The 13,571-nt window shown below is 66.9% G+C and carries 12 protein-coding genes and 1 tRNA gene; 6 read left to right on the top strand and 7 right to left on the bottom strand.

Going from position 1 to position 13,571, the window contains the following annotated elements:
- Positions 1-225: 225 nt before the first annotated feature.
- The gene (gene gap, locus FM113_RS15695; protein WP_087015776.1) at positions 226-1,227 is read left to right on the top strand and encodes a type I glyceraldehyde-3-phosphate dehydrogenase; all 1,002 of its coding nucleotides are present in this window, start codon (positions 226-228) and stop codon (positions 1,225-1,227) included.
- 67 nt (positions 1,228-1,294) lie between these two features.
- Here gap and FM113_RS15700 read toward each other — a convergent pair whose 3' ends face one another.
- The 5 genes from FM113_RS15700 to FM113_RS15720 all read right to left on the bottom strand — a co-directional run bounded on the left by FM113_RS15700 (position 1,295) and on the right by FM113_RS15720 (position 4,406).
- The gene (locus FM113_RS15700; protein ID WP_087015777.1) at positions 1,295-1,696 is read right to left on the bottom strand and encodes a DUF3054 domain-containing protein; all 402 of its coding nucleotides are present in this window, start codon (positions 1,694-1,696) and stop codon (positions 1,295-1,297) included.
- Positions 1,693-2,517, bottom strand: coding sequence for an inositol monophosphatase family protein (locus FM113_RS15705; RefSeq protein ID WP_087015778.1), 825 nt, complete (start codon positions 2,515-2,517; stop codon positions 1,693-1,695). The genes FM113_RS15700 and FM113_RS15705 overlap by 4 nt, the downstream gene beginning before the upstream one ends.
- A 136-nt stretch (positions 2,518-2,653) precedes the next feature.
- Positions 2,654-2,725: transfer RNA gene (locus FM113_RS15710), tRNA-Lys, on the bottom strand.
- A gap of 111 nt (positions 2,726-2,836) precedes the next feature.
- Positions 2,837-4,105, bottom strand: a complete 1,269-nt coding sequence (gene nhaA / locus FM113_RS15715) for a Na+/H+ antiporter NhaA (protein ID WP_087015779.1) — start codon at positions 4,103-4,105, stop codon at positions 2,837-2,839.
- 100 nt (positions 4,106-4,205) lie between these two features.
- Positions 4,206-4,406 (bottom strand): hypothetical protein, encoded by a 201-nt coding sequence (locus FM113_RS15720; protein ID WP_087015780.1) that lies wholly within the window; start codon positions 4,404-4,406, stop codon positions 4,206-4,208.
- A gap of 155 nt (positions 4,407-4,561) precedes the next feature.
- Between FM113_RS15720 and FM113_RS15725 the strand changes: the two genes are divergently transcribed.
- From FM113_RS15725 to ilvC, 5 genes are all read left to right on the top strand, one after another.
- Entirely contained in the window at positions 4,562-4,804 is a 243-nt protein-coding gene (locus tag FM113_RS15725; protein WP_087015781.1) for a hypothetical protein, read from the top strand.
- Between the two features lie 119 nt (positions 4,805-4,923).
- A complete protein-coding gene (ilvD, locus tag FM113_RS15730) occupies positions 4,924-6,615 on the top strand; it encodes a dihydroxy-acid dehydratase (protein ID WP_087015782.1) in 1,692 nt (563 codons plus the stop codon).
- 87 nt (positions 6,616-6,702) lie between these two features.
- Complete coding sequence (locus tag FM113_RS15735; RefSeq protein WP_087015783.1) at positions 6,703-8,502, top strand: acetolactate synthase large subunit; 1,800 nt, start codon at positions 6,703-6,705, stop codon at positions 8,500-8,502.
- Between the two features lie 2 nt (positions 8,503-8,504).
- Positions 8,505-9,014, top strand: a complete 510-nt coding sequence (gene ilvN, locus FM113_RS15740) for an acetolactate synthase small subunit (RefSeq protein ID WP_087015784.1) — start codon at positions 8,505-8,507, stop codon at positions 9,012-9,014.
- Positions 9,015-9,094: 80 nt separating this feature from the next.
- Positions 9,095-10,120, top strand: a complete 1,026-nt coding sequence (gene ilvC, locus FM113_RS15745) for a ketol-acid reductoisomerase (RefSeq protein ID WP_087015785.1) — start codon at positions 9,095-9,097, stop codon at positions 10,118-10,120.
- Between the two features lie 63 nt (positions 10,121-10,183).
- On the opposite strand, the gene hrpB is transcribed toward ilvC, so the two are convergent.
- The gene (gene hrpB / locus FM113_RS15750; RefSeq protein WP_087015786.1) at positions 10,184-12,760 is read right to left on the bottom strand and encodes an ATP-dependent helicase HrpB; all 2,577 of its coding nucleotides are present in this window, start codon (positions 12,758-12,760) and stop codon (positions 10,184-10,186) included.
- A gap of 232 nt (positions 12,761-12,992) precedes the next feature.
- On the bottom strand, positions 12,993-13,343 hold the full coding sequence (locus FM113_RS18640; protein WP_369676700.1) for an HNH endonuclease signature motif containing protein: 351 nt from the start codon (positions 13,341-13,343) through the stop codon (positions 12,993-12,995).
- Between the last annotated feature and the right edge of the window lie 228 nt (positions 13,344-13,571).

A 13,571-nucleotide genomic window follows, 5' to 3' on the forward strand; every position in this document is an offset into this window, starting at 1 on the left:
CCTCCCACTCCACCTACCCCCCCCCAAAAAAACCGCCGAGAACGCGATCATGACCCTTCTGGCCAGCGGTCGCGTGCTTCATTGCGGTCTCGGCGAGGTGCGTTTTCCCAGGTTGGCACGATCCGTTCGAAGAGTGGCTATAGTGCCACTCGCGGCGGCGTGCGACTCCGGCCAGGGTGGTAGCAGAGGGTTCGCACAGTGCGACGGAATGGAGAACGCGGGGACATGACTGGTCGGGTAGCAATTAACGGGTTCGGACGAATCGGACGCGGCGTACTCCGAGCGATCTTGGACGGGAATAGCGGGCTGGAGGTTGTCGCGATCAATGACCTCACTGATCCGGGCACTCTCGCGCACCTCCTGAAACGCGACAGCCTCTACGGCACACTGCCCGTTGATGTGAGCGTTGACGGCGACGTTCTCGTTGTGGGCGAGCGCCGCATCCGGGTGTTTGCCGAGCGGGAGCCGGCGAAGCTGCCGTGGGCGGAGCTTGAAATCGACGCGGTCCTGGAGTCCACCGGATTCTTTACCGCGGCGGACGATGCACGCCAGCACCTCGATGCCGGGGCCCGGCGTGTGCTTGTTAGCGCGCCGTCGAAGGGTGCCGACCTCACCGTGGTTGTGGGCGTGAACGACGACAAGTATGACGCTGCCCAGCACACGATCGTCTCGAACGCCTCGTGCACCACAAATGCGCTCGCGCCGCTGGCACAGGTCCTCGACACCCTCGCCGGGATCGAGTACGGATCGATGAGCACGGTCCACGCCTACACCCAGGACCAGCGTCTGCAAGACGCCCCGCACGCCGACCTGCGTCGCGCCCGTGCCGCGGCCCTCAACATCGTGCCCACCTCAACTGGGGCGGCGAAGGCAATCGGCCTCGTGCTGCCGCAGCTCGACGGCAAGCTGTCCGGCAGCTCGCTCCGGGTGCCCGTGCCCGTGGGTTCGATCGTGGAACTGCACGCCACAGTCTCCCGTGAGGTGAGCCGCGAGGAAGTACTCGCCGCCTATCGTGAGGCCGCCGATGGACACCTCGATGGTGTGCTCGAGTACTCCGAGGAGCCCCTCGTGTCCACCGACATCGTGGGCAACCCGCACTCATCGATCTTTGATTCCGAGCTGACGCACGTCTCCGGGAAGCACGTCAAGGTCGTCGCCTGGTACGACAACGAGTGGGGCTTCTCCAACCGCGCTGTCGCTGCCCTGCAGATGCTCGCGGCCGGCTAAGGAGCGCCGAACCTCCCGAAACCACCTCGCCGCGGGCTGTGCCCGGCCCGCGGCGAGGTTTTCGGCACTATGCTGCGCGCGGGCGTCGCAGCCGACCGACAAGCGCGGCGATCCCGCGCCAGCCGAGCAGGAACAACCCGAGTGTGAGCAGCGTCACGACAATGAATGCGGGGGCCATGCCGCCCCCGGTCATCCAGCGCAGACCGAGCCCGAGCACCACGGTGCCGAGCCACACGGGAAGCCCTGTGCGAATCAGTGCCGCGGGGCGTCGCCAGGCCCGTGCTGCGACCCAGGATACGAGCAGTGCCGCAAGGAACGGCCAGGCGGTATCAACGAGGCCGAGCAGGGTGGCTTCGCGGGCGTGACTGCCGCGGCCGAGCGCCGCGAAGAGGACAACAAGCGCCGCGTCGCACAGGAGTGCGAGTGCGGGGGTGAGCGTAGCTGAGCGGGACCGTGTCTCGCCGCTCACGAGTTCTGTCCCCCTTCGGTGGTCGCCTGGTGTGCCGAGGTGACCACGTCGAGGACGGCATCGTGGAGCGCCCCGTTTGTTGCGAGCGAGCTGCCGTTCCAAGCGCTGTCGGCACCGGTGATGTCGGTGAAGCGACCGCCGGCTTCCTGCACGATCGGCACGAGCGCAGCGAGATCATAGGGCTTCACATCGAACTCGGCGACGATGTCCACGAGCCCCTCGGCGAGCAGCATGTACGACCACATGTCGCCGTAGGCGCGGTCGCGCCACACTGCGCGGCTCAGTGTGATCAACGGGGAGAGGTAGCCTGCCAGGTCCCACTGCTCGATGCTCTGGAAGCTGAGGGAGGCGTGTTCGAGTTCACTCACTCCCGAAACGTGGAGCCGGCGGGGTTCCTCGCCCGACTGCTGGCCCCAGGCGCCGCCGCCCAGCTCGGCCCACCAGCGCGCCCCGAACGCCGGGGCTGACACGACGCCGACAGTCTGCACGCCGTCGACCTCGAGGGCGATGAGCGTTGCCCAGTTGGGGACACCGCGAAGGAAGTTCGAGGTGCCGTCGATGGGGTCGATGATCCAGCGCCGGTTCCCCCGGTCCGTGGTCCCAGACTCTTCGCCCAAGAAACTGTCCTCGGGCAGCGCGGCCTCGATGCGATTCCGAATCGCCCGCTCGACAGCCTGATCCGCGTCGGTCACATATGTGCGATCCGGTTTCGTTGAAATCGTGAGGTCTGCAGCGCGAAAACGCGGCAGTGACACCGCATCGGCGAGATCCGCGAGCTCGAGCGCGAACGCGAGGTCTGAGGAGGGGGAGGGACGAGTCATCGGGTAACTCCGGAAGATTTCGGGGCGAAGCCTCGTGCCACGCGCACGGGCCATGCCAGTCTATCCGCGCACGGAGGGGCGGTGCCGGGAGGCAACGCAAAAGGCCCGAGATCATGATGATCTCGGGCCTAATCTGTACACCCCCCCGGACTCGAACCGGGAACCCGCTGATTAAGAGTCAGCTGCTCTGCCATTGAGCTAGAGGTGCTCGCTGCGCTTGCGGCAACAGATATAAGTTAGCACGGGCCGCGCCCGCCGCCCAAATTCGGCCCCGCAGCTCGCGCGTGTCACGCGGCTGAACGGGGCCGAAACGGGAAGGTTAGGTGTCTGTGTGCACTGCGCGAGCGCGTGGGCGATCCCGGCGCACGAGGAACGCGGCCGCGACAGCCACGGCGATCACGGAGCCCGCCATGACCGCGAGGCGCGCGGTGTCGGCGTCCCCGGCATCTGAGAAGCTCAGCTCGGTCACCAGGAGAGATACGGTGAACCCGACGCCAGCGAGCGCGCCGACGCCGATCAGCTCACGCCACGAGACCGCCGGATCAAGTTCGGCCCGTGTGAAGCGAGTGAGCGTCCAGGTGGTGAGCGCGATACCGATCGGCTTGCCGATGACCAGGCCGACCATAATGCCGAGGGCGATGGGATCGAGCGGGAAACGGGATGCGCCACCCACGGCGACCCCCGCGGCGAAGAATGCGAAGATTGGCACGGCGATCCCCGTGGAGAGCGGCCGGAAGCGGTGCTCAAAGGTCTCGGCGAGCTGAGTGCCCTGCTTTCCGTTCACGGGGACCAGGAATGCAAGCAGTACGCCAGCGATTGTCGCGTGGATCCCGCTCGCGTAGAACAGTGCCCAGGCGACCGCCCCGAGGGGCAGCATCACGAGCCACGGCCCCCACGTGGAGCGGGCCAGCTGCGCCGCGTATCTGCGCGCAATGAATGCGTACAGCGCGAGGGGGATTAGCGAGAGCGCGAGCGGAGTGAACTGGATGCTGTCCGTGTAGAAGACCGCGATGATCGTGATTGCGATCAGGTCGTCAACCACGGCAAGCGTCAGCAGGAACATGCGGAGCGCGGGCGGGATCCGTGGCGCGATGAGTCCGAGCACCGCAACAGCAAACGCAATGTCAGTCGCGGTGGGGATCGCCCAGCCGTGCGCCCCTGGAGTGCCCGCGGTGAAGGAGATATAGAGCAGGGCGGGCACGGCGACGCCACCAAATGCGGCAGCGACTGGCACGATCGCCGTTGAGAAACGACTGAGTGCTCCGGCCACAAACTCGCGCTTGAGTTCGAGCCCGACCATGAAAAAGAAGATCGCGAGCAGGCCGTCGGAGGCCCAGTGGCCGACGCTCAAGTGGAGCCCCAGGGCTTCGGGGCCGATCTTCGTGTCGCGGAGTGCGAAATAGTTGTCTGCGAGGGGGCTGTTCGCGGCGATGAAGCCCAGGAGGGCAGCGATCATCACGATGACGCCGCCGATCACCTCAGCGCGAAGCAGGCGGCTCACACGTGCGGCCTCGCGCTTGCTCACGAGGGCAAGAACGCGGCGCCGACGGGGGCGCTGGGCAGGGGGGACTGTGGAAGACGGGCTCATGGGCTCGCTTTCATTCGGGCATGGTCAATGACAATGTCGACCAGACTTCCCGACGCACCGTGTCCCAGCCTACCGGGTTGTCGCCCCGCGTCGGGGGAACTCAGTTCGCGAGTTCATCCTCGCGGTCCCGATCCTGCATCGCGACGCTCGCAACCGCGAGCGCGAGACCCAGGAGCCAAACGCCCCAAACCAGGAAGCGACGCCAGTCTCTGCGCATGGATCCGGCGCGACGCGCGGTCCCAACGGCCCCAACCGCGGCCCCCAGAACCCCGGGATTGGTGAGATATTTTCCGATCGACACGTGGCCTCCGTTCTCGATGTGTGCTGATCAGCCTACTGGGACTGAAGTGTTCAGTGGGGAGTGAGATAGTCTGGATCGCAGGACTCCGCTCTGCGGGGCGTCACGTTGCGTGGGGAGCACCCCGCGCCCAATCAGGGTGAAGGAGCGGAGCAGATATGAGCTCGCAGGAAAATGGTGCACTGTTCGAGGAAAGCTCGCGCGGCGGCGTTGGTGCGGTCACCGCGATCGTGTTTGTCGTCTCGGTTGTGCTTGCCTTCGGTGGCATGGTGCTGATGAGCTACGGCTTCAACCCGACCATGGAGGTCTCCGCTGAGCTTGGACTATTCATCGGCGGGCTCGTCGCGACTGCAGTCGGCTTCATCCTTCCGTTCACGCTGTTGCCGGCGCTCGGCAAGTAACGCGGAATAGACAGAACGCGCCGTGGGCTGAGGCCCGCGGCGCGTTTTGTGTGTGCGGGGACGCCGCAGGATCATCGGGCAGGCCCGTGGCGGCATGGGAGAGGGCATAGACTTGCCTCATGGCAGAGATTGACATGAAGCCGCGAAGCCGCGACGTCACTGATGGGATCGAGAAGGCCGCAGCGCGAGGCATGCTCCGCGCGGTCGGCATGGGCGACGAGGACTGGGATAAGCCCCAGATCGGTATTGCGTCCTCCTGGAACGAAATCACGCCGTGCAACCTGAGCCTTGACCGGCTCGCCCAGGGCGCCAAAGAGGGCGTGCACGCTGGGGGCGGCTACCCGCTGCAGTTCGGCACGATTTCCGTATCCGATGGCATCTCGATGGGGCACGAGGGGATGCACTTCTCGCTCGTGTCGCGCGAGGTCATCACCGACTCTGTCGAGACTGTGGTCATGGCGGAGCGCCTCGACGGCACCGTGTTGCTCGCGGGGTGTGACAAGTCGCTCCCGGGCATGCTCATGGCTGCCGCGCGACTCGACCTTGCGAGCGTCTTCCTGTACGCCGGATCGATCGCACCCGGGTGGGTGAAGTTCGAAGACGGCACGGAGAAGCAGGTCACGATCATCGACGCCTTTGAGGCTGTCGGCGCGTGCAAGGCCGGCACCATGTCGGAGGAGGATCTGCACCGCGTTGAGTGCGCGATCGCCCCGGGCGAGGGTGCCTGCGGTGGCATGTACACCGCAAACACGATGGCGTGCGTCGCCGAGGCCCTCGGCATGAGCCTCCCGGGCTCCGCGGCCCCGCCCTCCGCGGACCGCCGCCGCGACTACTTCGCGCACCGCTCCGGCGAGGCAGTGGTGAACATGCTGCGCCAGGGGATCACCGCGCGCGACATCCTCACGAAGCAGGCGTTCGAGAACGCGATTACGGTCGCGATGGTGCTGGGCGGTTCGACAAATGCCGTGCTGCACCTCCTCGCGATCGCTCGTGAGGCCGAGGTTGAGCTGACGCTTGATGACTTCACCCGGATCGGGGCCAAGACCCCGCACCTCGCGGACATGAAGCCGTTTGGTCAGTACGTGGCGCAGGACTTTGACCGCGTGGGCGGCATGCCCGTCGTGATGAAGGCGCTGCTTGACGCCGGCCTGCTGCACGGCGACGTCCTCACGGTCACGGGTCGCACGATGGCGGAGAACCTCGCCGATGTGAAGACCCCGATCGACGGCAAGGTGATCCGCGAACTGGAGAACCCGCTGCACGAAAACGGCGGCCTGACGATCCTGAATGGCACCTTCGCACCCGAGGGTGCGGTGGTGAAGACCGCTGGCTTCGACGCGGAGCTGTTCGAGGGTCCCGCGCGCGTGTTCGATCGTGAGCGCGCCGCGATGGACGCGCTCACCGAGGGCAAGATCGGCAAGGGCGACGTTGTCGTGATCCGGTACGAGGGTCCCAAGGGTGGCCCCGGTATGCGCGAGATGCTGGCGATTACCGCCGCCATTAAGGGCGCCGGGCTCGGCAAAGATGTACTACTATTGACTGACGGACGATTCTCAGGCGGCACAACCGGCCTGTGTATCGGCCACATTGCACCAGAGGCAACGGACGGTGGTCCGGTTGCGCTGGTCCGCGACGGAGACCTGATTCGGGTTGACATCGTCGCACGAACGCTCGATCTGCTGGTAGAACCCGCTGAGCTCGAGGCCCGCAGAGCAGACTGGGCCCCGCTTCCCCCGCGTTACACTCGCGGTGTACTCGCGAAGTACTCCAAGCTGGTGCGGTCGGCTTCCGAAGGCGCCGTCACCGGCTAAGCCGCGCAGTGCGTCGACTCCGTGCGTTCCGACCGCGGAGTCGCCGCCCGTGTCATCGCCTCATACCTCCGATCAGGAAAGCAATCAATGACCTCGGATTCGAGTGCAAGTTTCCCCAATCCCTCCGCGGCGGTGCGCGGCGAGCGGATGACGGGTGCCCAGGCTGTCGTGCGCAGCCTTGAAGCGCTGGGTGTGCCCAGCGTCTTTGGGCTTCCCGGCGGCGCCGTCCTCCCGCTGTATGACGCGTTGATGGACGCCGAACAGCTGCGCCATATCCTCGTCCGGCACGAGCAGGGTGGCGGTCACGCCGCCGAGGGCTACGCCGCAGCCAAGGGTGAGGTGGGCGTGTGTATCGCGACCTCCGGCCCCGGCGCGACGAACCTCGTCACCGCAATTGCCGACGCCTACATGGACTCGGTGCCGCTGCTCGCGATCACCGGTCAGGTGTTCTCGCACCTCATGGGGACCGACGCGTTCCAGGAGGCAGACATCGTCGGCATTACGATGCCGATCACGAAGCACTCCTTCCTGGTGACGACGCCGCAGGAGGTGCCCGGCGCGATCGCCGCGGCGTACCACCTCGCGTCGACCGGCCGCCCCGGACCCGTTCTCGTGGACATCACGAAGGACGCGCAGGAGGGCGAGCTTGACTTCGTGTGGGACCCGCAGGTTGAACTGGCGGGCTACCGCCCCATCACGAAGGCAAACAGCAAGCAGATCCAGGCCGCGGCCGATCTGATTGCCGCAGCCGAGCGCCCCGTGTTCTACGTGGGCGGTGGCGTGAACCGCGCCGGCGCCGCAGAAGAGCTGAAGCAGCTTGTCGAACTCGTGGGCGCGCCAGTCGTGACCACGCTGATGGCCCGCGGCGTGTTCCCTGACTCGCACCCGCAGCACATGGGCATGCCCGGCATGCACGGTACGGTTCCGGCTGTGCTCGCGCTGCAGGAGGCCGACCTCCTCATCACGCTCGGTGCCCGCTTTGATGACCGAGTAACCGGCAAGGCGGCGCTGTTCGCCCCGGACGCGAAGGTGATCCACGCGGACATTGATCCGGCAGAGATCGGGAAGATCCGCGCCGCTGATGTCCCGATTGTGGGCGACGCCGCGGACGTGATCGCGGACCTCATCGCTGCCGTGTCCACCGCGAAGATCGGCCGGGATTGCGCCGATACCACCGCATGGTGGGACCGACTGCGGATGTTGCAGGAGCGCTACCCGCTCGGCTACCAGGAAACGACCGACGGTCTCCTGTCGCCGCAGCACGTGATCCAGCGCATCGGCGAGCTCACCGGTCCGGAGGGCGTCTACGCCGCTGGAGTGGGGCAGCACCAGATGTGGGCTGCGCAGTTCATCAAGTATGAGCGTCCGAACGCCTGGCTCAACTCCGGCGGTGCAGGAACCATGGGCTATGCGGTTCCCGCCGCAATGGGCGCAAAGGTTGCCGAACCCGACCGCGTTGTGTGGGCGATCGACGGCGACGGTTGCTTCCAGATGACCAACCAGGAACTGGCCACCTGCATGGTGAACAACATTCCGATCAAGGTTGCCGTCATCAACAACTCCTCGCTCGGCATGGTGCGGCAGTGGCAGACGCTGATCTACAACGGCCGCTACTCGAACACCGAGCTCAACACCGGTCACGGTTCGCAGCGCATCCCCGATTTCGTGAAGTTGGGGGAGGCGTACGGCTGCCTCGCAATCCGTGTGGAGCGCGAAGACCAGGTTGACGACGCGATCAAGCTCGCCCTCGAGACAAATGATCGCCCAGTGGTGATCGATTTCGTGGTGAGCGCGGACGCGATGGTGTGGCCGATGGTCCGCCAGGGAACGTCGAACAGCGATATCCAGTATGCACTTGAGCACGCCCCCGAGTGGGAGGAAGAGTAACCATGAGTCGTCACGTTCTCAGCCTCCTTGTCGAGGATAAGCCCGGTCTACTGACCCGCGTGGCGGGCCTGTTTGCCCGCCGCGGTTTCAACATCGAATCGCTCGCCGTTGGCCCGACGGAGATGCGCGGACTCTCCCGCATCACCGTTGTTGTCGACGAGGATGAAACGCTGCTGGAGCAGGTGACGAAGCAGCTGAACAAGCTTGTGAACGTCATCAAGATCGTGGAGTTGGATGAAACCAGCTCCGTGCAGCGCGAGCACGTCCTCATCAAGGTGCGTGCCGATAATCAGTCACGCTCGCACGTCCTCGAAGCAGTGAACCTGTTCCGGGCGCGCGTCGTCGACGTGGTCCCCGAGGCCCTCACGATTGAGGTCACGGGTGACTCCGCCAAGATCGAGGCCTTCCTGAAGGTGCTTGACCCGTACGGGATCAAGGAGATCGCCCAGTCCGGGCTCATCGCGATGGGCCGCGGCTCGAAGTCGATCTCCGAGCGAGTATTTAAGAACTAATCGCGCGGTCTCCGTACCGCGCACCACCGCATGTGCGCGACCCGCGCACACATGAACCGCAAATCAAAGGAGAAGTCCACGTGGCTGAGATGTACTACGACGCAGACGCCGACCTGTCGATCATCCAGGGCAAGAAGGTAGCTGTCGTTGGCTACGGTTCCCAGGGACACGCACACGCAATGAACCTGCGTGACTCCGGTGTCGAGGTTGTCATCGCGCTCAAGGAGGGCTCGAAGTCGATCCAGAAGGCGGAAGAGGCAGGCTTCGAGGTCAAGACTGTGGCTGATGCTGCGGCCTGGGCTGATCTCATCATGATCCTCGCGCCGGATCAGCACCAGCGCACAATCTACACCGAGTCGATCAAGGATCAGCTGACCGCGGGCAAGACGCTTGCCTTCGCGCACGGCTTCAACATCCGCTTCGGCTACATCGAGGCGCCCGAGGGTGTCGACGTGATCCTCGTCGCACCGAAGGCCCCCGGCCACACCGTGCGCCGCGAGTTCGAGGCTGGCCGTGGCATCCCCGACATCATCGCTGTCGAGGTTGACGCCTCGGGCACCGCCTGGGACACCGCGAAGTCCTACGCGAAGGCAATCGGCGGCACCCGTGCGGGCGTCATCAAGACGACCTTCACCGAGGAGACCGAGACGGATCTCTTTGGTGAGCAGGCCGTGCTTTGCGGGGGCACCTCGCAGCTTGTCCAGTACGGCTTCGAGACGCTGACCGAGGCTGGCTACCAGCCCGAGATCGCTTACTTCGAGGTGCTGCACGAGCTCAAGCTCATCGTGGACCTCATGTGGGAGGGCGGCATCGCCAAGCAGCGCTGGTCGGTCTCCGACACCGCTGAGTACGGCGACTACGTCTCCGGCCCCCGCGTCGTGGATCCCTCCGTCAAGGAGAACATGAAGGCCGTTCTCGCGGACATCCAGTCGGGTGCCTTCGCGAAGCGCTTCATCGAGGATCAGGACAATGGCGGTAAGGAGTTCCTTGAACTCCGCGCCAAGGGCGAGACGCACCCGATCGAGACCACCGGTCGTGAGCTCCGCAAGCTCTTCGCATGGCAGACCACTGACGAGGACTACGTCGACGGCAGCGCCGCGCGCTAAGTAATCCGCGTAACACAACGGGCCCCGGGGATTTTCCCGGGGCCCGTTGTGTTTCTGTGCGGCTTAGCGCGCCGCGCGCTTCGTGCGCGCCGTCGCCTCCGCTGTCCACGGATCTTCGGGCCACGGGTGTTTCGGGTACCGCCCCCGCATTTCTTTTCGCACGTCCTGGTACGGGCCGCTCCAGAACGAGGCCAGGTCGTCCGTCACCGCAAGCGGTTTCCGGGCGGGGGAGAGCAGATGGAACAGGATCGGTGTCCGAGCGTCTGCGAGACGCGGGGTGCTCGCAAAGCCGAAAAGCTCCTGCAGCTTCACCGCCACGATGGGCCGGGCGCTCGGATCGTTCGGGTCGGGGTACGCAATGCGGATGCGAGACCCTGACGGCACCGCGAGGTGCTCGGGCGCGAGCGCGTCGAGCTGGGCCGCCTCCGGCCAGGGAAGCAGCCGGCGCAGCGCCGAGGCAGCGTCGATCCCGTGCAGCGAGGACTGTGGCCCGAGCCGAGCGAGGTCGGGCCCGAGCCACGCGTCGATCCCGTCGAGGAGCCCGGCGTCCGAGACGTCGGGCCAGGGGGTGCCGAGCTCCCGGTGCAGGAGTCCGAGGCGGCCGCGCAGCGTCGTGGCCGCCTCGGTCCAACGGAGGGCGTGGAGCCCGGCCTCGCGGAGGTGCGCGGCGAGCGCGGGGCCAGTGTCCTCGGGAGTGGCTTTTGTCGGGCTCGCAGAGCGCAGGATCGCGCCGAGTCGGCGCTGCTCTTGGACCCGGACCCGACCGTCGGTTACGCGCGCGATCCGCTCGGTGCGGGTGAGCGGTGCGCCGACGCGCAACGCATCCTCCTCCGTCAGTCCTGCCGCGAGCCGGATCACTGCCCCGGTACCGTCGCCGATTCGGCCCTCGACGCGCTGCACCTCACGCACCGCCAGCCACTCCTGTGCGAGGAGCGGGCTGCCCTCGGGAAGGGCTGCTCGAGTCCCGCTCGCGAGCAGGTAGCTTCGGGAATGCTCGGCGGTGCGGCGTGCGATCCACTCGGGTCGGGTGAGGGCGGTGACGATCCCGGCGGCGCCGCCGGTGGACTCGGGAGGGCGTGATTCGGCGCTCGATCTCGCCTCCGCCGCAGCGATTCCGGCGAGGCGGCGGCTCTCCCGCTGCCACCGCTCGGCACCCGGGGCGCGGCCACTTCGGAGCGCGCGGAGCAGCGCACCAAGATCGGCATTGGGCTCCCGGAAATCGTCGGATATCGCTGCGATGACCTCTGCCGCTGCGCGGGCATCACCAAGCTCGGCAGCGCCGGCGAGCAGACCGCGGGCCTCGCGCACGCCGACGGGGAGCCCGGCGACGCGGGTACCGAGCGCGGTCGGGCGACCTGTTTCATCGGTGAGGGTGAGGGCATGGAGCTCGGCGACGGCCTCGGTCATCGCAGCGCTCGGCGGGGGAGTGAGGAGCGGGAGGCCTGCGCCGCCCGGAGTGCCCCACGCGGCGAGCAACAGCGCTGCGTCGGTGAGGTCGGCGGACAATATCTCGGGTTGCGCTGCCGCCGGCATTCGGGCGAACTCCGTCTCCGAGTAGGCTCGGACGGCCTTGCCCGGCCCCTGGCGCGCGGCGCGGCCCGCACGTTGCTCGGCGCTTGCCCTCGCCGCACTGACGGTGACAAGCCCCGTCATGCTGCGTGCGCGGTCTCGACGCACCTCCCGGGACAGGCCCGCATCGACAACAAGCCGCACGCCGGGCACGGTCAGCGAGCTTTCTGCGAGGGAAGTACTCACCACGATGCGGTGAGGCTCTCCGGGACGGCGCCCGGATACCGCTCGGTCCTGGTCCCGCGCCGGAATACGGCCGTGCAGGGGGAGCGCCTCGATTGCGGTATCACCACTCTGTCCGGCCGTGAGCGACTGGATCTGCCGCACCACCTCGTCGACCTCCTGTGCCCCAGGGAGGAACACGAGCGCGTCGTGGCCGGCCGCACGCTGTTCGGTGACAGCGAGCTGCGCGACGTGGTGGAGGAACTCCCGCGTCACGCCACGCTCATCGAGCCGTGGACCGATCCCTGGTGCGTAGGCGATATCTAGCGGGTGCAGCGGGGAAGGCACGGCCACGACGGGAGCGTGCAAGAGTTCGGAGAGCCCGACCGCATCGAGCGTGGCTGACATTGCGATCACGGTGAGCTCCGGCCGCAGTTCCCGGAGCTCCGCGAGCATGCCGAGCAGCAGGTCGCCGTCGACTGAGCGCTCGTGCACCTCGTCGAGGATAACCGCGCTCACGCCGTCGAGCGCGGGATCGCCAAGCAGTCGGCGCAGCAGCACGCCGGGAGTGAGCGCTTCGATGCGCGACTGCGCGCTGACCTCGCGTTCGCCGCGGACTGTGAATCCGACGGGGCCGCCGGTCGCGCTCCCGTCGAGCGCCGCAAGGCGTCGTGCCGCCGCGCGCACCGCGACCCGCCGCGGCTGGGTCACGAGGATGCGGCCGAGGCCGCCGGGCTGATCCGCCAGCAGATTCGCCACGAGCGGCGGCACATATGTGGTCTTGCCCGTGCCGGGCGGGGCCGTGATCACCGCGGCCCCGCTCGCGATCGCATCTGCGAGTTCCGCGTGAGCCGCGGCGACGGGGAGTCCCGCGCCGATCGAGGCGAGGTCAAAGTGGTGCGGGGTCACTTGTCCATCCTAGGCGCCGGTGACGCGGGGCGGGTACGGGCATCGGGGCGGCGGTGTCTCTGCTCGCCGGGCGGTAGCACGCCCGAACTGTGACTGGACCGCCTGGACCGTGCCTGGTGTGGTGCCCGGCACGGTGCCGCTGGGAGCGCGCCGAGACGCAGTTCCTTGTCACGCGTCGCTATGGCTGGCGTGGGGTCACGAGTAGTTTGCGGGAGGTGCGACGCGTGTGCGCTTAGAACGGGTGTGGTGCGTTGAGGTCTTCGGACGGTGGTGTCGGCCGTTCGGATCGGGGCCGGGGTGGTGCGGGGTCGGTGCTGAATCTGACTCGGCTGGGTGGTCTGTCGATCGTGATGCGGCCGGTAGGGCTCACCCATTTCAGGGTTCCGCCCGGGAGTTGAGTGAGACTCCAGTCACTGTGGTGTTTCAGGGTGTGGTGTGCCTGGCAGAGCAGTGCGAGGTTTGCGGTTGTTGTGGGTCCGCCGTCGCTGGCGGCGATTGTGTGGTCGATGTCGCAGCGGTGTGCTGGGGCTCTGCAGGCGGGGGCGCGGCAGTGGAGATCCCTCGCGGTGATGCGGCGTTGCATTTCCGGGGTGGGGGTGTAGCGGTCCACGGAGAGGACGTCTCCGTCGGGGCTTGTGAACACGCCCTCCCACACGGGGGCGGTGTAGGCGATGAGGGCGGCTTCTGACGCGGGGATGGGTCCGTAGCCGACGAGCTCTGCAACTGGTGCGGGGAGTGGGGTGGTGGGGCGGCGTCGGGTCTGATGCAGGAACAGGTGACAGTTCTAGTCAGGCCGCGAGGGCCAGTTCTT

It is taken from the genome of Leucobacter sp. 7(1), from assembly GCF_900163635.1.
Classification (GTDB): Bacteria; Actinomycetota; Actinomycetes; order Actinomycetales; family Microbacteriaceae; genus Leucobacter.